This is a genomic window from Dactylosporangium sp. McL0621 (assembly GCF_049995355.1).
Lineage (GTDB): Bacteria > Actinomycetota > Actinomycetes > Mycobacteriales > Micromonosporaceae > Dactylosporangium.
Genome location: NZ_CP188259.1, coordinates 6,591,220 through 6,610,925 on the forward strand (window position 1 = coordinate 6,591,220; position 19,706 = coordinate 6,610,925).

General features: G+C 75.3%; 21 protein-coding genes and 1 pseudogene. 11 read left to right on the plus strand and 11 right to left on the minus strand.

Annotated elements, in window-relative coordinates; translation table 11 throughout:
* Nucleotides 1–13: 13 nt before the first annotated feature.
* Nucleotides 14–3,475, plus strand: a complete 3,462-nt coding sequence (locus ACPPVO_RS31145) for a ricin-type beta-trefoil lectin domain protein (protein WP_426502101.1) — start codon at nucleotides 14–16, stop codon at nucleotides 3,473–3,475.
* Nucleotides 3,476–3,542: 67 nt separating this feature from the next.
* Nucleotides 3,543–3,827 (plus strand): DUF427 domain-containing protein, encoded by a 285-nt coding sequence (locus ACPPVO_RS31150; RefSeq protein ID WP_426502102.1) that lies wholly within the window; start codon nucleotides 3,543–3,545, stop codon nucleotides 3,825–3,827.
* On the opposite strand, the gene ACPPVO_RS31155 is transcribed toward ACPPVO_RS31150, so the two are convergent.
* Both ACPPVO_RS31155 and ACPPVO_RS31160 read right to left on the minus strand, forming a co-directional pair.
* Nucleotides 3,775–4,161 (minus strand): S26 family signal peptidase, encoded by a 387-nt coding sequence (locus tag ACPPVO_RS31155; protein WP_426502103.1) that lies wholly within the window; start codon nucleotides 4,159–4,161, stop codon nucleotides 3,775–3,777. The two genes, ACPPVO_RS31150 and ACPPVO_RS31155, sit on opposite strands and share 53 nt — an antisense overlap.
* 55 nt (nucleotides 4,162–4,216) lie before the next feature.
* The gene (locus ACPPVO_RS31160) at nucleotides 4,217–4,408 is read right to left on the minus strand and encodes a hypothetical protein (protein WP_426502104.1); all 192 of its coding nucleotides are present in this window, start codon (nucleotides 4,406–4,408) and stop codon (nucleotides 4,217–4,219) included.
* Between the two features lie 147 nt (nucleotides 4,409–4,555).
* On the opposite strand from ACPPVO_RS31160, the gene ACPPVO_RS31165 reads away from it, so the two are divergent.
* The 5 genes from ACPPVO_RS31165 to ACPPVO_RS31185 all read left to right on the plus strand — a co-directional run bounded on the left by ACPPVO_RS31165 (nucleotide 4,556) and on the right by ACPPVO_RS31185 (nucleotide 10,365).
* On the plus strand, nucleotides 4,556–6,367 hold the full coding sequence (locus ACPPVO_RS31165; protein WP_426502105.1) for an ABC transporter ATP-binding protein: 1,812 nt from the start codon (nucleotides 4,556–4,558) through the stop codon (nucleotides 6,365–6,367).
* A 173-nt stretch (nucleotides 6,368–6,540) separates the two neighbouring features.
* The gene (locus ACPPVO_RS31170; protein ID WP_426502106.1) at nucleotides 6,541–7,659 is read left to right on the plus strand and encodes a M48 family metalloprotease; all 1,119 of its coding nucleotides are present in this window, start codon (nucleotides 6,541–6,543) and stop codon (nucleotides 7,657–7,659) included.
* A gap of 44 nt (nucleotides 7,660–7,703) precedes the next feature.
* On the plus strand, nucleotides 7,704–8,351 hold the full coding sequence (locus ACPPVO_RS31175) for a helix-turn-helix transcriptional regulator (protein WP_426502107.1): 648 nt from the start codon (nucleotides 7,704–7,706) through the stop codon (nucleotides 8,349–8,351).
* Complete coding sequence (locus ACPPVO_RS31180) at nucleotides 8,348–9,460, plus strand: alanine racemase (protein ID WP_426502108.1); 1,113 nt, start codon at nucleotides 8,348–8,350, stop codon at nucleotides 9,458–9,460. Before ACPPVO_RS31175 ends, ACPPVO_RS31180 begins: the two co-directional genes overlap by 4 nt.
* A 2-nt stretch (nucleotides 9,461–9,462) precedes the next feature.
* Nucleotides 9,463–10,365 (plus strand): ornithine cyclodeaminase family protein, encoded by a 903-nt coding sequence (locus ACPPVO_RS31185; RefSeq protein WP_426502109.1) that lies wholly within the window; start codon nucleotides 9,463–9,465, stop codon nucleotides 10,363–10,365.
* On the opposite strand, the gene ACPPVO_RS31190 is transcribed toward ACPPVO_RS31185, so the two are convergent.
* Together ACPPVO_RS31190 and ACPPVO_RS31195 are read right to left on the minus strand one after the other, a co-directional pair.
* Nucleotides 10,334–11,101 carry an STAS domain-containing protein gene (locus tag ACPPVO_RS31190; protein ID WP_426502110.1) on the minus strand — a complete coding sequence of 256 codons (768 nt, stop codon included), beginning with the start codon at nucleotides 11,099–11,101 and terminating at the stop codon, nucleotides 10,334–10,336. The genes ACPPVO_RS31185 and ACPPVO_RS31190 overlap by 32 nt on opposite strands.
* A gap of 179 nt (nucleotides 11,102–11,280) precedes the next feature.
* Entirely contained in the window at nucleotides 11,281–11,466 is a 186-nt protein-coding gene (locus tag ACPPVO_RS31195; protein ID WP_426502111.1) for an antitoxin, read from the minus strand.
* On the opposite strand from ACPPVO_RS31195, the gene ACPPVO_RS31200 reads away from it, so the two are divergent.
* Both ACPPVO_RS31200 and ACPPVO_RS31205 read left to right on the plus strand, forming a co-directional pair.
* On the plus strand, nucleotides 11,465–12,433 hold the full coding sequence (locus ACPPVO_RS31200) for an SDR family NAD(P)-dependent oxidoreductase (RefSeq protein WP_426502112.1): 969 nt from the start codon (nucleotides 11,465–11,467) through the stop codon (nucleotides 12,431–12,433). The two genes, ACPPVO_RS31195 and ACPPVO_RS31200, sit on opposite strands and share 2 nt — an antisense overlap.
* Entirely contained in the window at nucleotides 12,430–12,834 is a 405-nt protein-coding gene (locus ACPPVO_RS31205) for a hypothetical protein (protein ID WP_426502113.1), read from the plus strand. The genes ACPPVO_RS31200 and ACPPVO_RS31205 overlap by 4 nt, the downstream gene beginning before the upstream one ends.
* Before the next feature lie 139 nt (nucleotides 12,835–12,973).
* On the opposite strand, the pseudogene ACPPVO_RS31210 reads toward ACPPVO_RS31205, so the two are convergent.
* Nucleotides 12,974–13,465, minus strand: a pseudogene (locus tag ACPPVO_RS31210) (ATP-binding cassette domain-containing protein); the annotation flags it as partial.
* 144 nt (nucleotides 13,466–13,609) lie between these two features.
* Nucleotides 13,610–14,410: an ATP-binding cassette domain-containing protein gene (locus ACPPVO_RS31215; RefSeq protein ID WP_426502114.1), complete on the minus strand. Its 801-nt coding sequence runs from the start codon at nucleotides 14,408–14,410 to the stop codon at nucleotides 13,610–13,612.
* Nucleotides 14,411–14,456: 46 nt separating this feature from the next.
* On the opposite strand from ACPPVO_RS31215, the gene ACPPVO_RS31220 reads away from it, so the two are divergent.
* On the plus strand, nucleotides 14,457–14,987 hold the full coding sequence (locus ACPPVO_RS31220; protein ID WP_426502115.1) for a DinB family protein: 531 nt from the start codon (nucleotides 14,457–14,459) through the stop codon (nucleotides 14,985–14,987).
* Nucleotides 14,988–14,991: 4 nt separating this feature from the next.
* On the opposite strand, the gene ACPPVO_RS31225 is transcribed toward ACPPVO_RS31220, so the two are convergent.
* Complete coding sequence (locus ACPPVO_RS31225) at nucleotides 14,992–15,852, minus strand: alpha/beta fold hydrolase (protein WP_426502116.1); 861 nt, start codon at nucleotides 15,850–15,852, stop codon at nucleotides 14,992–14,994.
* A 123-nt stretch (nucleotides 15,853–15,975) separates the two neighbouring features.
* On the opposite strand from ACPPVO_RS31225, the gene ACPPVO_RS31230 reads away from it, so the two are divergent.
* On the plus strand, nucleotides 15,976–16,206 hold the full coding sequence (locus ACPPVO_RS31230) for a hypothetical protein (RefSeq protein ID WP_426502117.1): 231 nt from the start codon (nucleotides 15,976–15,978) through the stop codon (nucleotides 16,204–16,206).
* A 6-nt stretch (nucleotides 16,207–16,212) separates the two neighbouring features.
* On the opposite strand, the gene ACPPVO_RS31235 is transcribed toward ACPPVO_RS31230, so the two are convergent.
* The 4 genes from ACPPVO_RS31235 to ACPPVO_RS31250 all read right to left on the minus strand — a co-directional run bounded on the left by ACPPVO_RS31235 (nucleotide 16,213) and on the right by ACPPVO_RS31250 (nucleotide 19,679).
* Nucleotides 16,213–16,890 (minus strand): alpha/beta hydrolase, encoded by a 678-nt coding sequence (locus tag ACPPVO_RS31235; RefSeq protein ID WP_426502118.1) that lies wholly within the window; start codon nucleotides 16,888–16,890, stop codon nucleotides 16,213–16,215.
* 234 nt (nucleotides 16,891–17,124) lie between these two features.
* Entirely contained in the window at nucleotides 17,125–17,886 is a 762-nt protein-coding gene (locus ACPPVO_RS31240; protein WP_426502119.1) for an FAD:protein FMN transferase, read from the minus strand.
* On the minus strand, nucleotides 17,883–18,290 hold the full coding sequence (locus tag ACPPVO_RS31245; protein WP_426502120.1) for an FMN-binding protein: 408 nt from the start codon (nucleotides 18,288–18,290) through the stop codon (nucleotides 17,883–17,885). Before ACPPVO_RS31245 ends, ACPPVO_RS31240 begins: the two co-directional genes overlap by 4 nt.
* Before the next feature lie 6 nt (nucleotides 18,291–18,296).
* Nucleotides 18,297–19,679, minus strand: a complete 1,383-nt coding sequence (locus ACPPVO_RS31250; protein WP_426502121.1) for a ferredoxin reductase family protein — start codon at nucleotides 19,677–19,679, stop codon at nucleotides 18,297–18,299.
* Nucleotides 19,680–19,706 lie beyond the last annotated feature (27 nt).

Sequence of the window (19,706 nt, forward strand, 5' to 3'; positions counted from 1 at the left end):
TTCAGTGAAAAGCGTGCTCAAACGCCGCCTCCTGTCCCAGACCGCCGCGCTCGCGCTCCTGCTGGGTGCGCTCGTCGCCGCCCAGCCGGCTCAGCCCGCCCAGGCTGCCACAAACGTCGTCACCGACGGCAACGCCCGCTTCGAGGTGCTCACCCCGACGCTCATCCGCCTCGAGTACGCCGGCGACGGCGCCTTCCAGGACGCGACCACGTTCAACGTGGTCAACCGCAACTTCCCGGTGCCGTCGTACACGACGACCGCCACGTCGGACGGGTACCGCGAAATCCGCACCAGCGCGCTGACCCTGCGCTACAAGCAGGGCAGCGGCGCCTTCACCGCCGCGAACCTCTCGGTCGCGCTGTCCACCGGGGTGACGGCCCAGCCCGCCTTCCCGAGCTACTGCGCCTACAACACCGCCTGCGAGGCCGAGAACGCGCTGCTCACCGGGCGCGCCACGCCCGCCTACGACCACACCGGCTACACGGGCTCGGCGTTCGCCGCCGGGATCGAGTCCGCCGGCTCCGGGAGCGCGGTCGACGTCAGCGGCGTGCCCGCGGCCGGCAGCTACCGGCTGCAGGTCCGCTACGCCAACGCGACCGGCGGCGACGGGCAGAACACCACGCGCACGCTGTCCACGAGGGTCGGCAGCGCCGGCGGGCCGCAGCTCAGCCTGCCGCCGACCGGCAGCTGGGACACGTGGGGCACCGCGTCGGCGACGGTGAGCCTGCCGGCCGGCACGAGCACGGTCACGCTGGTGCAGAACGCGTCGGACTCCGGGCGCGTGAACATCGACAGCATCGCGCTGACGCCGACCGGTACCACCGCGTTCCCGGCCGCCTCGACGGCGCTGCTCACCACCGGCTACGGCGCCGGGCCCAAGGACGCCCTCGGCGGCTGGTCGCGCTCGCTGGACAACCCGCGCACGATCCCGGTCCCCGAGCACCCGGGCATCCTGGCCCGGTCCGGCTGGTACCTGCTCGACGACTCCCGCACCGCGCTGTTCAGCGCCGCGCACGCGCTCGCCGACCGGCCCTCGCACGGCAGTCAGCCGTACCAGGACGGCTACTTCTTCGGCTACGGGCAGAACTACAAGCAGGGCCTCGCCGACCTCAACGCGCTCACCGGCGGCTCCGCGCTGCTGCCCCAGTCGGCATACGGCGTCTGGTACTCCCGCTATTACGGCTACAGCACGAGCGACTACCAGAACTCCCTGCTGCCGACGTTCCGCAGCACCTTCACGCCGATCGACTGGCTGGTCGTGGACACCGACTGGAAGTCGCCGAGCCAGTGGAACGGCTGGAACTGGAACTCCGCGCTGTTCCCCGACCCGCAGGGCTTCCTGAACTGGACGAAGCAGCAGGGGCTGAACGTCTCGCTGAACATCCACACCAGCATCGCCGGCAACGACCCGAAGTACGCGGCGGCCAGCAGCACCGCGGGCGGGCTGATCCCCGACGGCGGCAACTACGTGTTCGACTGGTCGAAGCCGGCGCACCTCAGCGCGTACATGAACCTGCACAAGCCCTTCGAGCAGCAGGGCGTGCGCACGTGGTGGCTGGACTACTGCACCGGCTGCGGCGCCTCGACCGCGTCCAACCCGCACGTGTCGCCGGACACCTGGATCAACCAGGCCTACGCGGACGCCGCGACGGCCCGGGGCCTGCGCGGGTTCTCCTTCGGCCGCATCGGCGGCGCGGAGTACGGCAACGACGACTCCAGCTTCGCCGTCGGGCCGTGGGCCGAGCGGCGCAACACCTTGCAGTTCACCGGCGACACCCCGGCCACGTGGGACATGCTGAACTTCGAGGCCCGGTTCACTCCGGACGCGGCGGCCGCCGGCTTCTCCAACGTCAGCCACGACATCGGCAGCTTCCACGGCGGGCACCTCGCCGACGACATGTACGCGCGCTGGGTCCAGCTGGGCACCTTCCAGCCGATCGACCGGCTGCACTCCGACCACGGCGACCGGCTGCCGTGGAACTACACGGGCACGGCGGCGGCGAGCGCGGAGACGTTCCTGCGGCTGCGCGAGGCGCTCGTGCCGTACACGTACACCCTCGCCAAGCAGGCGAACACGACAGGCGTGCCGATCGTGCGGCCGCTGTACCTCAACTACCCGGCCAGCAACGAGGCGTACACGAACCCGACCGAGTACCTCTACGGCGACAACGTCCTCGTCGCGCCGATCACGAGCAGCTCCGGCTCCCGCTCGATGTGGGTCCCGCCGGGCACCTGGACCGACTACTTCACCGGGAACGTCTACAGTGGACCGGCCACGGTCACCGTGTCGGCCCCGCTGACCGAGATGCCTGTGCTCATCAGGTCCGGGGGCATCCTGACGACCCGCACCGACTACGTCGACAACGCCGGCCAGCGGCCGCTGACCCAGCTGACGGTCAACGTGGCCGCCGGGGCCGACGGGAGCTTCTCGCTGTACTCCGACGCGGGTGAGGGCACGTCGACGGCCGCGACCAGCGCCCCGCTGGCGTGGAGCGAGGCGTCGCGCACGCTCACCATCGGCGCGCAGACCGGGTCCTTCCCGGGGGCGCCGGCCTCCCGGCAGTACACGCTGCGGCTCTCGAACTCCAACGCGCCCACGGCGGTCAGCGTGGACGGGGTGCAGGTGCCGGAGACGGCGTGGTCGTGGAACGCCAACCGGCGCACGGTGACGGTGACGACGGGCGCGCTGCCGCTCAACGCCGCGCACACCGTCTCGCTGGCCGGCTCGGCCACCGCCAACCCGACCGGCGGCGAGGTCATCGGCGCCGGCGGCCTGTGCCTGGACGTGCGCGGCGGGGTGTCGGCGGACGGCACGGCGATGCAGCTGTACGGCTGCAACCACTCGGCCGCGCAGACGTTCGCCTACGGGTCCGACAACACGGTGCGGGTGCTCGGCAAGTGCCTCACCGCCGGGGCCGGGGTCACGATCAGCACGTGCTCCGGCGCGGCCGCGCAGCAGTGGTCGCACCAGTCCAACGGCGCCCTCACCTCCGGCGGGCAGTGCCTGGACGTGCCGAACTCGAACACCACCCCGGGGGCGGTGCAGCTGCAGATGTACACCTGCAACGGCTCCTCCGCCCAGGTCTGGAAACTGCCGCCGGGCCCGGTCACCGGCCCGGGCGGGCTGTGCGCCGACGTCGCCAACGCGTCGCCGAACTCCGGCACCGCGGTCCAGCTGTACACCTGCAACGGCAGCGACGCGCAGCGGTGGTCGGCCCCGGGCGACCAGACGCTGCGGACCCTCGGCAAGTGCCTCGACGTCGTCAACGGCGGGACCGCCAACGGCACCGCGGTGCAGCTGTGGGACTGCAACGGCACCGGGTCGCAGACGTGGACCACCCGCGCGGACGGGACGCTCTACAACCCGCCGTCGGGCCGCTGCCTGGACGACCCGAACAACAACCAGCACGCGGGTGACATCCTGCACATCTGGGACTGCAACACCACGGCCGCCCAGAAGTTCCGGCTGGGCTGACCCCACGGGCGCATCGGGCTCTGCCGCCGCCACGGCAGGGCCCGATGTCCCGCGCTACGGTGGCTGTATGCCGAAAGCAGTCTGGAACGGAATCGTCATCGCCGAGAGCGACGACACCGTCGTGGTCGAGAGCAACCACTACTTCCCGCGCTCCGCACTGCGCGACGACGTGGTCCGGGAGTCGGGCACGCACACGGTCTGCCCGTGGAAGGGCACCGCGTCGTACTACTCGCTCGAGCACGAGGGCGCCCGCAGCGACGACGCCGTCTGGTACTACCCGGAGCCCAAGCCCGACGCCGCTATGGTGCGCGACCGGGTGGCGTTCTGGAAGGACGTGAAGGTCGTCGCCTGACGACGACCCCGATGGTGGCGCTGACCGGGACGGGGCCGAAGAGGCGCGAGTCGTAGCCGGGGGTGTCGCCGAGCACGACCATCGCGCCGGGCTCCACCAGCTCGGCGACGCGCTTGACGAGCCAGCCCGGCCGCTGGGGAGCGACCGGGCCGGCCTGGATCTGCACGCCCGGCGGGAGCCGCACCGGCGCGGTGGGCCGGTGCAGCACCACGATGTCGCCGACCCGGAGGGGCCGGCCGCGGTACCGGCGGGCGAGCAGCAGATCGCCGTCGTGCAGGGCGGGCGCCATGCTGCCGCCCGACACACGCACGACGAACCACGGGAACCACTTCACGGCGACGGTGCCACCAGATCGGTCCGTTCCGCCCCCGCGCCGGCCGGAAAACCGATCAGCATGTACCCGTCGCGTACTTGGCGTAGCAGTGGTTCGGCACGCCCGGGCAGCCGTACATGCACTTCTGGCACCAGTGCAGGCCGCCGGAGCACCAGCAGCTGAGGTGGTAGGCGCAGTCGGCCTCCGCCGGCGCGGGGGCCATCCGGGCGAGCATGCGGTCGGCGAGCCGGTTCACGAGTGCGACCATGGGCGTCCTTTCTCGATCGAACAACGACGATCGAAGGGTCGGCGACCGCGCGGAGAGGTGTCAACGCGCTACCGCGAAACGCCGGGCCGGGCGTGAAAGCGCCGTGAAAACTGTCCCATCGACATTGATCACGGTAACGTGCCCGGCGTGCGCCAGCCCCTCCACGACGCCTGGCACGCGGTGCGGCTCGGCGTCCGGGCCTGCCCGGGCCCGCTCGCCGGCGACGCCGCCGTCTCGCTGCTCGGCGCGGCGGTGCCGGTCGCCACCGTCTGGCTGCTCAAGCGCGCCCTCGACGAGCTTTCCGGCGGCGGCGGTACCTCCGGAGCTCTCACGGTGAGCATCGCCGGGCTGGTCGGCGCCGGGCTGCTCGCCGCCACCCTGCCGTCGCTCGGCACGTTCCTGCAGCACCAGGTGGGCCGGGCGGTCGGCCGCCGCGCCCAGTCGGACCTGTACCGGGCCACGGCGCGTCTCGGCGGCCTCGCCCGGCTCGAGGACCCGCAGTTCCACGACCGCCTCCGCATGGCCCAGTCCGCCGGGCGGTCGGGCCCGGGCCAGGTCGTCGGCGGCGTGCTCGGCATCGCCCAGCTCACGGCGACCCTGGGCGGCCTGGTCGGGGTGCTCGCCGCGATCAGCCCGGCGATCGCCGCCGTCACCCTGCTGGGCCTCGGGCCCGCATTGCTCGCCGAGGTGCGGCTGAGCCGCGAGCAGGCGGCGATGATGTGGAGCATCAGCCCGCACGAGCGCCGCGAGTTCTTCTACGCCGAGCTGCAGACCAGCATCCCGGCCGCGAAGGAGGTCCGCCTGCTGGGCCTGTCGGAGCTGTTCCGCCGGCGCATGCTCGACGAGCTCGCCGCGGCCGACGGGCAGCGGCGCCGCCTCGACGCCCGCACCCTGCGCGTGCAGCTGCTCCTGGGCCTGCTTTCGGCGGCGGTACTCGGGGCGACGCTCGCCTGGGCCGCCCGCGCGGCGGTGCGCGGCGGCCTGTCGGTCGGCGACGTCTCGGCGCTCGTGGCCGGGATCGCCGCGCTGCAGACGGCGCTGGCCGCGCTGGTCGGGCGCGTCTCGGTGGTGCACCACGCGCTGTTGCTGTACCGCCACTTCCGCGCCGTGCTCGACGCCGAGCCCGACCTGCCGCGGCCGCCGGACCCGCGCCCGGTACCGCCGCTGCGCCACGGCATCGAGCTGCGCGACGTGTGGTTCCGCTACTCCCCCGACCAGGACTGGGTGCTGCGCGGCGTCAGCCTCGTCATCCCGCACGGCCGGGCGGTGGGCCTGGTCGGCCTCAACGGCGCGGGCAAGAGCACCATCGTGAAGCTGCTGTGCCGCTTCTACGACCCGACGCGGGGCGCGATCCTGTGGGACGGCACCGACCTGCGGGAGCTGTCCCTGGAGGGCCTGCGCGCCCGCATCGGCGCGCTGTTCCAGGACTACATGACCTACGAGCTGACGGCCGCGGAGAACATCGCCCTCGGCGACACGACCGCCTTCGGCGACACGGACCGCATCGAGTCGGCGGCGGCGCGGGCCGGCATCGACCCGGTCCTGCGCGCCCTCCCCCGCGGCTACGACACGATGCTGTCCCGGATGTTCGTCGACGACTTCGACTCCGACGGCGTCCTGCTCTCGGGCGGCCAGTGGCAGCGCCTGGCCCTGGCCCGCACCTACCTGCGCGACCGCCGCGACCTGCTGATCCTGGACGAGCCGAGCGCGGGCCTGGACGCCGAGGCCGAACACGCCATCCACCACGGCCTGCACACCCACCGCACGGGCGCGACGAGCCTGCTGATCTCCCACCGGCTGGGCGCCCTGCGCGAGGCCGACACCATCGTCGTCCTGTCGGGCGGGGAGATCACGGAGCGGGGCACGCACGCGTCGCTGCTGGAGACGGCCGGGGAGTACGCCCGCCTGTTCCGCCTCCAGGCCGACGGCTACCGCCCGGAGTCCGAGCCCGTCGCCTGACCGCCGTCCGCCGGCCGGACGACCCAGGCGCTGAGGCCGCCGTTGCAGGTCCCCGGCGACCAGGAGCCCGTCCGGGCCGTCCCACCGGCCGGCGGCGAGCGCGGCGACCGGGAAGCGCACCATACCGGCGGCGGGCTGTACGTGGCCGCGGCCGTGGAGCATGATCTCTCGCCGTGGCGGGAGATTTCGTGTGGCGGAGGATCGACCGGTGGTCGCACCGGCTGGCGCGGCGGCACAGCCTGAGCGCGTTCGAGGCCCAGCTCGGCGGGCGCCCGGGCGGCACCGCGGCGGCCGGGCTGCTCATCGGGTTGAGCCTGGTGTTGTACGCGCTGATCGCGGTCCTGTTCGCCGGCGGGCTCTGGCTGGGCAGTCTGTCGTTCCCCGGGCTGGGCCTGGTGCCCGCGGTGATCCTGGTCGGCACCGCGGTCGAGCTGCGGCCGCGGTTCGGGCGCGTGCCGAAGTACGCCACCGAGGTCGCCCCCGCCGAGGCGCCCGAGCTGCATCGGCTCGTCGGGCTCGTCGCCGCGGCGCTGGGCGCTCCGGTGCCCGCCGTCTACGTCGAGGAGGACGTGTTCAACGCCTCCGCCGCGCGGGTCGGGCTGCGCCGCCGGGCCGTGCTCGTGGTCGGGCTGCCGCTGTGGAACGCGCTGTCCGCACAGCAGCGGGTCGCGCTGCTCGGGCACGAGCTCGGGCACTTCGTCAACGGCGACCCGCGCCGCGGGCTGCTCGTGCAGCCGGCGGTGACGGCGCTGCAGCGGCTCGACGGGTGGCTGGTGCCGGTGCGCATGGCGACCGCCTCGATCGCCACCCGGCTGGTGATGGCGGTCGTGACGGGGGTACTGCGCGGGCTGATCCTGCCCTTGCGGGTCGGCCTCGCCGTGCTGGCGGTGCGCGACGGGCAGCGGGCCGAGTACCGGGCCGACCGCCTCGCCGCGGCCGTGGCCGGACGGGCCGCGGCGGCCGAGCTGTGTGACGTGCTGCTCCTGGGCGACAGCGTGGTCATGCTCATCCGGCGCAACGCGCGGGCCGGGCGGCCGCTGGCCCAGTGGCCGGAGTCCGTCGCCAAGCTCCTCGTGGAGGTCGGGCCGGCCCTGCCCGCGCGGCGCGCGACGTCGGTCGACGCGGTGGAGCTGTTCGACACGCACCCGCCGCAGGGGCTGCGCGCGCGGGTGCTGGAGGCGCTGGGCGGCGAGTCGGCCGCGGTGGTGGTCCCGCCGGCGCTGAACGCGCGGATCGACGCCGAACTGGCGGCGGCGAGCGCGCGGTCGGCCCGTACCCTCAAGCTGCTCTGAGCCCTGGATCTTCCGTCCAGCTCCTGGACGGTTACTATAGGCGGGTGGACGGGGCCGATGCGATTCTCGCGGCGCTGCGGCCCGTCGCGGACGGGATCGCGGCAACGTTCGGGCCCACGTGCGAGGTCGTGCTGCACGACTACCGGCGCGGGGAGCGGTCCGTCGTCGCCGTGGCCGGGAGCGTCACCGGGCGGGCGGTCGGCGGGGCGCTGAGCGAGATCGGGCTCGCCGTGCTCGCTCAGGGCGACGCGGCCGGCAACGACCTGAACTACGTCTCGCGCACGCCGGACGGGCGGGTCGTGAAGTCCTCGACGATGCCGCTGCGCGACCCGGACGGGCGGGTGTTCGGGGCGCTCTGCGTGAACGTCGACGTCACCGCGCTGCGGCAGGCCGGGGACCTGCTCAGCGCGCTCGCCGGGGCGGTACCGCCGCAGCCGCCCGCGACCACGTTCACCAACGACTTCGAGGACGTCGTCGACGCGCTCGTGCGGGCCGAGGAGCTGGCCCGCGGCCGGCCCGCCGCCGGGCTGGGCCGGGGCGAGCGGATCGCGCTGCTGCGCGCGCTGGACGAGCGCGGGGTCTTCCGCGTGCGCAACGCGGTGCCCCGGGTCGCCGACCGTCTCGGGGTGTCCCGGTCCGCCGTCTACGCCGACCTCGCCGAGAGCCGCAAGGACAAGGAGCCGACGGCATGAGCCCACGCACGCTTGACGATCCCGATACGCCGTTCCTGGCGCTCGATCCGCACCGGGTCGCGACGAACGTGCGGCGGCTGCGCGCGCACCTGGACCGGCTCGGGGTACCGCTGCGGCCACACGTGAAGACCGCGAAGTCGCTCGACGTGGCGCGGCTGGTCCACGACGGCGGGCCGGGCCCGGTCACGGTGTCGACGCTGGCGGAGGCCGAGGCGTTCGCCGCGGCCGGGTACCGCGACATCCTCTACGCGGTCGGCATCGCGCCGCACAAGCTGGACCGCGTGCGGGCGCTGCGCGGGCGCGGGGTCGACCTGACCGTGCTCCTCGACAGCGTCGAGCAGGCCGCGGCCGTGGCGGCGGCCGGGGTGCCGGCGCTGATCGAGGTCGACTGCGACGGGCATCGGGGTGGTGTACCGCCGGATGGTCCGCTCCTCGTGGACATCGCACGGGCCCTCGGCGCGCCCCGCGGTGTGCTCACGCACGCCGGCGAGTCCTACTTCGCCGACGGCGACGAGCAGCTGCGGGCCGCGGCCGGGCACGAGCGCCGCGTCGCCGTCGCGGCGGCCGGGACCCTGCGCGCGGCCGGGTTCGCGGCGCCGGTCGTGAGCGTCGGCTCGACCCCGACCGCGCACTTCGCGACGGACCTGACCGGCGTGACCGAGGTGCGCGCGGGCAACTTCGTCTTCTTCGACCTGGTGATGGCCGGCATCGGCGTGTGCACCCACGCCGATCTCGCGCTGAGCGTCGTCACCACGGTCATCGGGCACCGGCCGGACCTGGGCCGGATCCTCACCGACGGCGGGTGGATGGCCACCTCACGCGACCGCGGTACCGGGCGCCAGCGGGTCGACCAGGCGTACGGGCTCGTCGCCGACCTCGACGGCAACCCGTACGACGACCTGCTCATGACCGACGCCAGCCAGGAGCACGGCATCCTCGCCGTCCGCCCCGGCGGCACCGCGGAGCTGCCCGACATCCCGGTCGGCGGCCGGGTACGCATCCTGCCGATCCACGCGTGCGCGACCGCGGCGCAGCACGAGCGGTACCACGTCCTCGAGCCCGGCTCGCGGACGATCCAGGCCGAGTGGCCCCGAGTGCGAGGCTGGTGACCATGCGGTTCCTGTCCGAGGCGGACTCCGCCGCCCTGATCGACGAGGAGCTCGCGTTCGCGGCGGCGCGCGAGGCGCTCATCGCCGCCGTCGACGACCGGGCCGAGGTCTTCCCGGCGGTGCTCGCGCACGGCTCCGATCCCCGCAACCGGTTCACGGTCAAGTCGGCCGCGTCGACCGGCCTGGCCGGGCTGAAGGTCGGCAGCTACTGGCCGGCCGCGCAGCCGCGGCACAACTCGATCGTGCTGCTGTTCGACCAGGCGGCGGGCCGCATCGCCGCGGTGGTGGAGGCCGGGGTCGTCAACGCCTACCGTACCGCCGCCGCCGACGCGGTCGCCGCCGACGCCCTGGCCCGCCCGGACGCCGCGACCCTGACGGTCTTCGGCACGGGGCATCAGGCGCTGTACGAGTGCGCCGCCCTGAGCCGCGTCCGGCCCGTCGGGTCGATCCTCGTGGTCGCCCGAAGCACGGAGCGCGGCGAGGAGTTCCTGGCGCGCCTGGCGGGCCGGGGGCTGGCGGGCACGCTGACCCCGGCGCGCGAGGCGTGCCTGGCCGCCGACGTCATCGTCACCGCCACGACCGCGACCGGGCCGCTGTTCGACGCCGCCTGGGTGCGCCCGGGCACGCACGTGGCGAGCATGGGCTCGGACGCGGCGGGCAAGCAGGAGCTGCCGCCGGCGCTGTTCGAGCGGGCCCGCCTCTTCTGCGACCTGCCGGCCCAGTCGCGGCGCATCGGCGAGTTCCAGCACCTCGCGGACGGCGCCGGCCCGCTGACGGCGATCGGCGACGTGCTGACCGGCCGCGCCGAGGGCCGCCGCGACCCGGCCGACATCACCGTCTTCGACAGCTCCGGCATCGCCCTGCAGGACCTCTTCATCGCCGACGCGCTGCTGCGGCGGGCCTGAGGCCCGCGCCGGGGCGGCGCAGGGTGCCCCACACGATCTTGCCGGTGACGGTCGGCGCGCTGCCCCAGGAGGCGCACAGCCCCTCGACGATCAGCAGGCCGCGCCCGCCGGTCTCCGGGTCGGGGGTGCGCAGCCGCGGCAGCGTCGGGCGGCCGTCGCGGACCGCGACGATCACGTAGTAGCGGCCGAGCTCGACCGAGAGCCCGATCTCGGTGCCGGCGTGGCGCACGGCGTTCGTGACGAGCTCCCCCGTCACCATGAGGACCGGCCCGACCAGTTCGTCGATGCCCCAGGCGAGGCAGGCCTCCTCGACGACCGCCCGGGCCCGCGGCACCGACGACGTCAGCGGCAGGAGGAAGGCGTGGCGCCGCCGCGGTACCGGATGCCGGGCGACGTCGGCCAGCGCCGCCCCGACGGACGGCGACGTCGCCACGAGCCGGCACACGGCCACCCGGGACAGCGCCGCGGCCAGGGCGGGCGGCGGTCCGCACACCACGAGCATCGCGCCCTCGGCCTCGCAGCGGCGCTTGAGCGCGGCGAAGACGGTGAGGACGAGATCGTCCTCGACGCGCAGCCGCGGCACGTCGAGGAGCACGACGTCGGGTCGCGCGGTGAGCACCTTGGCCAGGGCCTGGCGCAGCACGGGCGCGGTGGCCCGGCCCAGCACGCCGGCCGGTTCGAGGACCGCCAGCGGGAAGTCCTCGACGACGGGGCACCGCAGGCCCGCCCGGCTCATCGTGGATCATCGCCGTCCGGCATGTCGACCCCCTTCAGCGCCCGGGTGGTTCTTGTTGCCCACTTTCGCATCCTGAGATCGGTAAACAAATGGTGTCCCGGACGGCCGCCTCGCGGACGTCCCGGCGGCACGCGTGAGGGCCGGCCGCCCCCTCGGCGACCGGCCCTCCCGCAGTAGCGTCAGCGCTGCTGGGTGTCGCTCTGCCCGGTGTGCCGCTGGGCGTAGTCGACGCCCTTGTCGATCTGGTCCGAGTACTTCTCGCCAGTCCGCTGGTCCGCCTGCTCCCCGGCCTTGTCTGCGGCCTTGTCGACCTTGTCGTCGTGCTTGCCGAGGAACTGCTTGGCCTTGTCCATGAAGTCGTTCATGATCCACTGCCTCTCTGACGGGGATGCCGCTCCGGTACCCGCGCTGACCGGCCATAACCACCGGGCCGCGGGTGAGGCGGCCGGGAGTGGGTACCCGCACCTGGTGCATGGTCATCGGGTCGTCGTGCTCACCGGGGGCTCCAGCGGCATCGGCCGGGCGGCCGCGCTCGCGTTCGCCGGCGCCGGGGACCGCCTCGTGCTCGCCGCGCGCGGGCGGGAGCGGCTGGAGGCCGTCGCCGCGCGGTGCCGGGCGCTCGGGGCGCAGGTGCGCACGGTGCCCACGGACCTCGCCCGGCCCGAGACGCTGGCCGCCGTGGAGCGGACCGCCGTCGAGGAGTTCGGCCGCGTCGACGTGTGGGTGGACACCGCGGCGGTGATGGCGTACGGCCGGTTCGAGGACGTGCCCGCCGAGGTCTTCGACCGGGTGGTCCGCACCGACCTGCTCGGCGCCGCGGCGGTGGCCCGCACGGCGCTGCGCCGGTTCCGCGCCCAGGGCCACGGCGTGCTCATCTTCGGCGGCTCGCTGCTGGGCACCGTGGCCACGCCGTACACGAGCGCGTACATCACCAGCAAGTGGGGCCTGCGCGGCCTGGTGCGCGTGCTGCGCCAGGAGACCCGCGACGCCCCGCGCATCCACGTGTGCCTCGTCGCGCCGGGCGCCGTCGACACGCCGATCTACCGCAGCGCGGCCAACTTCGCCGGGCGCATCGGCCGCCCGCCGCCGCCGGTGGACCCGCCCGCGAAGGTGGCGCGGGCGATCCTGCGGTGCGCCGCGCGCCCGCGCGGCACGGTCACGGTCGGCGCGGCGAGCCGGCTCATCCGCCTCGGCTTCGTGGCCACGCCGCGGCTGTACGATGCCCTGGTCGGCCCGCTCATGCGCATCGCCGGCCTGTCGCGGGAGCGGGTCGCCCCGCACGACGGCAACGTCTTCGAGCCGGCGGCGGGGACGTATGCTCGCCGGACATGAGGCGCAGAGCGATTGCCGGCGTGGCCGTGATCGGGGCACTCACCGTCGCCGGAGTGATCGTCCTCGTGCTGCACCGCGGGCCCGGCGGCGCCGCGAGCCCGGAGGCCGCGGTCGCCGGCTACGTGGCGGCGCTCGGCGCGGGCGATCGCGGCCGGCTGGAGGACATCGCCGACCCCGACCACGACGCGAGCACCGAGATCCCGGACCGGCTGCGCCGGCTGGGATCGGGCCGGCTCGTCGTCACCGGCACGGCGATCGGCACCACCGAGTCCGACCACCTGCGGCCGGTGGACATCACCGGCACCGTCGGGGGCTCGCCGTACAGCGAACGGCTCTGGCTCTACCGCCACGACGACCGGTGGTTCATCGCGCTGGGCCCGCACCGCGACGCCCGCCGCTAGCGGGCCGGCGCGACGTGGCGACCGGGCCGCCGACGATCAGGACGAGCAGCACGCCGCCACCGCCACCGCCACCGCCACCGCCACCGCCACCGCCACCGCCACCGCCACCGCCACCGCCACCGGCGATGATCGCCGCGGCTCAGCGGGTCTGCCAGGCGCGCCACAGGCGGGCGTAGGCGCCGCCCGCGGCGACGAGCTCGGCGTGGGTGCCCTCCTCGGCCACGCGGCCGGCGTCCAGGACCACGATCCGGTCCGCGGCGGCGGCCTGGGTGAGGCGGTGCGCGACGACGAGCGTGGTCCGCCCCGCGGTCGCGGCCAGGGCCGACGCCTCCAGGTCGCGGGCGCCGAGGCTGCCCGCCTCCGCGGTGGCCTCGTCCAGCACGGCGACGGCCGGGTCGGCGAGCACCAGCCGGGCCAGGGCGAGCTGCTGGGCCTGGGCGGCGGTGAGCGGGTGGCCGCCCTCGCCGACGATCGTCGCGAGGCCGTCGGGCAGGCCCTGGGCCCAGTCCAGCGCGCCGACGGTGGCGAGGGCGGCCGACGCCTCGGCGGCCGTCGCGCCCGGGCGGGCCAGGCGCAGGTCCTCGACGAGCGGGCCGGCGAAGACGTGCGTCTCCTGGGTGACGACGGCGACCCGGGCGGTGCGCGGCGACGGGCACGATCGCGGCGGCCGCGCCGATCAGGCCGACAGCGAGGGTACCGGCCACCTCGAGGCGCCGGGTGCCCAGCTCGCCGCGCAGCCAGCGCCAGGTCTCCCGCGCGGTCGCGACCGGCAGGCTCACCGCAGCACCGCCTTCGCGTAGTCGGCGTCGGTGGCGCCCAGGTCGGCGTGGGTGCCCGCGGCCCGGACGCGGCCGGCGTCGACGACCACGACCCGGTCGGCGACGGCGAGCAGGGCCGGGCTGCTGGTCACCACGAGCGTGGTCAGGTCCTTGCGCAGGGCCCGGACGCCCAGGGCGACCGACTGCTCGGTGACGGCGTCGACGGCCGTGGTCGGGTCGTGCAGCACGAGGATCGGCGGCCGGGCGAGCAGCGCGCGGGCCAGGGCGAGGCGCTGGCGCTGGCCGCCGGAGAGCCCGGCCCCGCGCTCGTCGACCGCGTGCTCGACCCCGGCCGGGTGGGCGGCGACCACCTCGTCGGCGGCCGAGGCCCGCAGCGCCGCGGCGAGGGCGTCCGGGTCGGCGCCGCCGGGCGCGAGGTTGGCCGCGAGGGTGCCCGCGAAGAGGTCGGTGTGGTGCGGCTCCACGTGCAGGACGGCCCGCGCGGACCCGACTTCCGGCAGCGGTACCCCACCCAGCCGCACCGCCCCGCCGACCTCCGCGGGCGCGACCCGCCCCGCGAGGATCGCTACGAGCGCCTCGGCGTCCGCGGGCCGGTAGGCCACGACGCCGACGAACTCGCCGGGCCGCAGTGCCAGGTCGAGCCCGTCGAGGGGGCCGTGGCGCACCCCGGCCAGCTCCAGCGAGGCGGCGCCGGCCGGCTCGGCCCCGGGCTCGGGCAGCACATGCGGGGCGTTGAGCACCAGCGCGACGCGCTCGGCCGAGCCGCGGGCCTCCGCGATCCAGGTGTGGTCGGTCACGGGCGAGCGGGACTTCTGAGCGGTACGTCCGGGCCATACTCGGCGTATGGACGAGGACGAGCGGCCCGAGCCGCCGCTGGACGGCGACGAGGCGGCCACGCTGCTGGGGTTCCTGGAGTTCCAGCGCGCGACGCTGGCGTGGAAGTGCGCGGGCCTCGACGCGGGCGGGCTGAACGCCACCGTCGGGGCCTCCGCCATGACCCTCGGCGGGCTGCTCAAGCACCTGGCCTACGTGGAGGACGACTGGTTCGTGCACTGCCTGCTCGGCGAGGACCGCCCGGCGCCGTGGGCCGGGGTGGACTGGGCGGCCGACCGCGACTGGGAGTGGCACTCCGCCGCCGCCGACGACCCGTCCGAGCTGCGCCGGCTCTGGCAGTCCAGTGTGGACCGCGCCCGCCGGATCACCGCCGACGTGCTGCATGAGCGCGGCCTGGGAGCCGCGGCGGCCCGGCCGTTGGCGGACGGCCGCCGCCCGGCCCTGCGCTGGATCCTGTGCCACATGATCGAGGAGTACGCCCGGCACAACGGCCACGCCGACCTGCTGCGCGAGTCCGTGGACGGCGCCACCGGCGAGTGACGGCTCAGCGCAGGAAGGCGGCCAGCGCCTCGGTCAGGTCCCCGGGGTTCTCCTCGGCGAGGTGGTGGCCCGACTCGATGGCGTGGCCGCGCAGGTCCGGCGCCCACGGCCGCCACACGGCGAGCGGGTCGCCGTAGAGGTCCTCCAGGTCGTCGAGGGCCGACCACAGCAGCAGCGTCGGGCAGCCGATCGTGCGGCCGGCCCGCCGGTCGGCCTCCTCGTGCTCGCGGTCGACGCCGAGGCCGGCGCGGTAGTCCTCCAGCATCGCGCGGACGGTCTGCGGGTCGTGGATGGCGGCGCGCAGCTCGGCGTGGTTCTCGGCGCCCATGGTCTCCGGGCGGGCCGCGCTGTACCAGGCGTCGGGGTCGGCGTTGATGGCCCGCTCCGGCTTGTCCGGCTGGGCGAAGAAGAACCAGTGGTACCAGTCGCGGGCGAACTTCGCGTCGCAGCGGGCGAGGGCCTCGCTGATCGGTACCCCGTCCATCACCACGAGCCGCTCGACCGCGCCCGGGTGGTCCAGGGCCAGCCGCAGCGCCACGTAGCTGCCGCGGTCGTGCCCGGCGGCGGCGAACCGCTCGTGGCCGAGGGTGTGCATGAGCCGGGCGAGGTCGCCGGCGACCGCGCGCTTGGACTGCTGCGCGTGGTCGGGGCGGATCGGCGCCTTACCCGAGCGGCCGTACCCGCGCATGTCCGGGCACACGACCGTGAACCCGCGCTCCACCAGCCGCGGCGCGACCCGGTGCCAGGTCGCCCCGGTGCGCGGGTGGCCGTGCACGAGCAGGACCGCGGGCCCGTGCCCGCCGTGGCGGACGCGCAGCTCGACCTCGCCCACGTCGATGCGCTCGTCCCGGAATCCCTCGAACATCCACCACGGGTACCCCGTCCGCGGCCCGGCCCACCATCGCTGTCGGCTGACCGTCGTTCACCCGTGCGTGATCACCGCCGCGCCTGGGCTGCCCGGGCATGACGCTCACGAATCGCGCCCGGGGTGCTGATGGCGATCGCGGCCGGCGGCGCGCTCCTGCTGGCCGGGTGCGGTTCCGGCGACGGCCGCGTCCAGGCGTACCTCACCGGGCACGGCGTCAACGCCGCCGCGGTCACGTCCGTCGGCCTCGGCAGCACCCGGCCGCCGGCCGAGGAGGCGAACGCGGACGGGTCGGCGAGCCTGCCGGGCCGGGCCTTCAACCGGCGGGTCGAGATCGCGCTGCGGCTGCCGTAGACCGCCTCAGGCGGCCAGCGCGACGACGGCGGCGGTCACCGCGTCCGGGTCGACGAGCTGGTGGAAGTGCCGGCCGGGCAGCTCCACCACCGGCCAGCCGCGCTCCCGGGCGTCGGCCGCGACCGGCTCGTAGGCCGGGCTGAACAGGATGTACCCGCACGGCAGCGCCGCCCAGCCCGGCGGGTTCGCGATCGGCTCGGTGTAGTAGCTCAGCGGCAGCCGCGGCTGCTCCTGCGACACCTCCCGCTGCGTCTCCGCGTCCGGGAACAGCGGCGTGACGTCCTCCCACCAGTCCGTCCAGCGCGGCAGCCGCCCGTCGCGGGCCAGGCCCCGCAGCACCTCGACCCGCTCCGGCGTCGCGGCCCGGCTCGGCCCGCTCCGCGCCGGCAGCGCGGCCTCGACGAACACGCACGCGGCCGCGGCGCCGCCGAGGGCCGCCGCGACGGCCGGCACGAACAGCCCGGCGCTGCTGTGCGCGACGACGGCCACGGGTCCCCCCGGCGGCAGCCCGGCCGCGGCGACGGCGGCGGCGACCCTGGGCGCGAACGGCGGCCCGTCGTCGGCGATGTGCACCAGCGGCGGTACGGCGACCGCCGCGCCCGCGTCCCGCAGGCGCGCGGCGACCGGCGCCCACGAGCGCGGGCCGAGGAGCGGGCTGTGCACGAGCAGGTACGCGGTCTCCACCCGTCCGACCCTAGTCCCGCGACGCCCCCGTCCGACCGGCGGCGGAACCGGCCGCCACCAGGAGCAGGCCCAGCACCGGGGGTGAACGTGACGGTCGCCGCGGTGGCCGACTCCGCCCGCGGGGCCCGCAGCGCGAATACGATTCACCCGTGTTGGTGGGATTCCGGGGCATCTGGCGATCGCCGGTGCCGGAGCCGCCCGGTCCGGGACCGGCGATCGCGCCAGGTCCGCGGCTCAGGGCGCCGGCCATGCCTCCGTGCACTGGACCAGGCCGGACGCGGAGACGAGCAGCGCGGCGTGGTCGTCGAGCGTGCCGAGCCACTCCAGCGACCGGGGGCCGGCGGCCGCGGCCGCGGTGGCGTACACGTCGGCCCAGAGCAGCTGCGGGCCGGTGACGGTGACCGCCTGCACCGCCGTCGCCGGCTGCCCGGTGGCCGGGTCGACGATGTGCGCGCCGCGGTGGGCGGTGCCCGACGTGGCGACGGCGCCGGTCCGGCGCTCGATCACCTGCAGCAGGCGCGCCGGGTCGTCGGGGTGCTCGATGCCGACCCGCCACGCCGGGTGGTCCTCCTCCGCGTGCACGAGGACGTCCCCGCCGGCGTTCAAGCACCAGGAGTACCGCCGCAGCTTTCGCAAATGCGCCGCCGAGCGCTCCACGGCCCAGCCCTTCACCAGGCCCGACGGGTCGAAGCGGGGCGTGCCGGTGCGCGGGTCGGGCAGGCCGCGCGGGTCGAAGCGGCCGCCGGTGCGGGCGCGGGCCTCGTCGCACAGCGCCAGCATCTCGGCGAAGAGCGGGTCGTCCGGGCGCTCGCCGCGCTCGAAGCGGGCCAGGTCGCTGTCGTCGCGGTACGGGCTGAACATCGCGTCGAAGCGGCGCAGCTCGGCGAAGACGGCCTCGGCGCCGAGGCGGACCTCGGGGCCGTCCGGGTCCTCGCCGCGGACGTGGAGGCTGATCGGCAGCCCCATGATCTGCTCGACGTAGGCGCGCTGGTTCATGACAGGTGGGCGGCGTCGAGGGCGGCCTGCAGCGACTCGATGTAGCCGTCGCTGGTGACGGTGGCGCCGGAGACGGTGTCGATGCGGGCGTTCTGCGCGGCGATGGTCTCCCGCACCAGGATCGGCAGCGCGCGCTTGTTGATCTGGACGTCCCGGTTGTTGTTGTCCGGGTACACCGGCACCGACACCGCCGTGATCTTGCCGGCGGCGACGGTGATGACGACCTGGACGTCGCCCCAGCGGGTGGCGGCGACCGAGCCCTTGTACGCGGTGCCGCCCCCGTCCCCGGCCCCGGCGGCCGGGGTGGTGCTCGCGGGCATGGCGGCGCCGAGGCCGGTGCGGTAGCTGAACAGCAGGACCACCGCGGCGAGGGTGGACAGCAACCAGAGGACGATGCGTCTCATGGGCTCCTACCAGGCGAACTGTTCGGTGTGGACGCGCTCGGGGCTCGCCCCGGCGGCGACGGCGGCGCCGGTGGCGGCCGCGGTCCAGCTGTCGGGGCCGCACACGTACACGTCGGCGCCGGCCAGGTGGGGCGCGAGGTGGTGCAGCGGCGGCACGCCGGCCGGCTGCCAGGACCCGTGCCCGGCGCGCGGGCCGAGCAGGTGGATGACGCGGACGCCGCGGTGGCGGGCCAGCCAGTCGAGCTCGGCGCGGAACGCGATCTCGGCCGCGCTGCGGGCGCGGTAGACGAGGGTGGCCTGGCCGGGCCGGTACGGCAGCTCGCCGAGCAGGGCCAGCAGCGGGGTGACGCCGACGCCGCAGGCCAGCATGACGACCGGGCCGCCGCGGTAGTGCTCGCCGGTGAGCTTGCCGTACGGGCCCTCGATGAGGGCCCGGGTGCCGGGCCGCAGGGTGGCGGTGCGGGCGCTGCCGTCGCCGAGGTCCTTCACGGTGATGCGCAGCACGCCGGTGTGCGGGGTCGCCGAGAGGGAGTACGGGTGGGCCCGGGACCAGCCGGGGCCGTCGAGGAACCGCCACTGGAAGAACTGCCCGGCCCGCACCGGCAGCGCCCCGAGGTCGCGGCCGCGCAGGTAGATCGAGGTCAGGCCGGGGCCTTCGGCGACGACCCGGTCGACGACGAGGCGGTGGCGCCAGTTGCGCCAGGCGGGGATGCCGAGGCGGTAGACGAGGACGGCGCCGGCGGACACGGCGTAGAGGGTCCACCAGTACAGCCGCGACCACGCCGAGCCGATGAAGTCGGCACCGGTCCAGATCTGGTGCGGCAGGGCGAGACCGACGCCGAGGTACGCGTACAGGTGCAGCAGGTGCCAGGACTCGTAGCGCAGCCGGCGCCGGGCCCGGCGCATCGACGTCACCACCACCATGACCAGCAGCACCGTCCCGGCCGTGCCCAGGAGCATGCCCGGGTAGTCCACGACGAGGTCCCACAGCTCACCGAACACGTTCACGTCGGCGGCGCCGGCGTAGCCGATCGTGATCAGCACGATGTGGGCGAGCATCAGGTGGAACGAGGTGAACCCGGTCCACCGGTGCCAGCGGGCCAGGCGGTCCTGCCCGAACGCGCGCTCCACCAGCGGTACCCGGGCCATCAGCAGCACCTGCAGCAACAGCAGGTCCGAGGCGAGCAGCCCGGTCAGCCGCCCGAGCGAGCTCAACGCGTCGGGCCACGCACCGCCCAGGGCCTGCACCCCGCCGTCGGCGACCCACAGGGCGGTCACCACGAGCAGGCTCACCCCGGCGGCGACCCCACCGGCGTCGGCCCACCACCACGGCGTGGCGCGCACGGCCGGCCGGCGTCCGGCGGCGGGCGGGGCGAGAGTCGTCGTCATGACTGCAACCATCGGCAGAAAACCTGT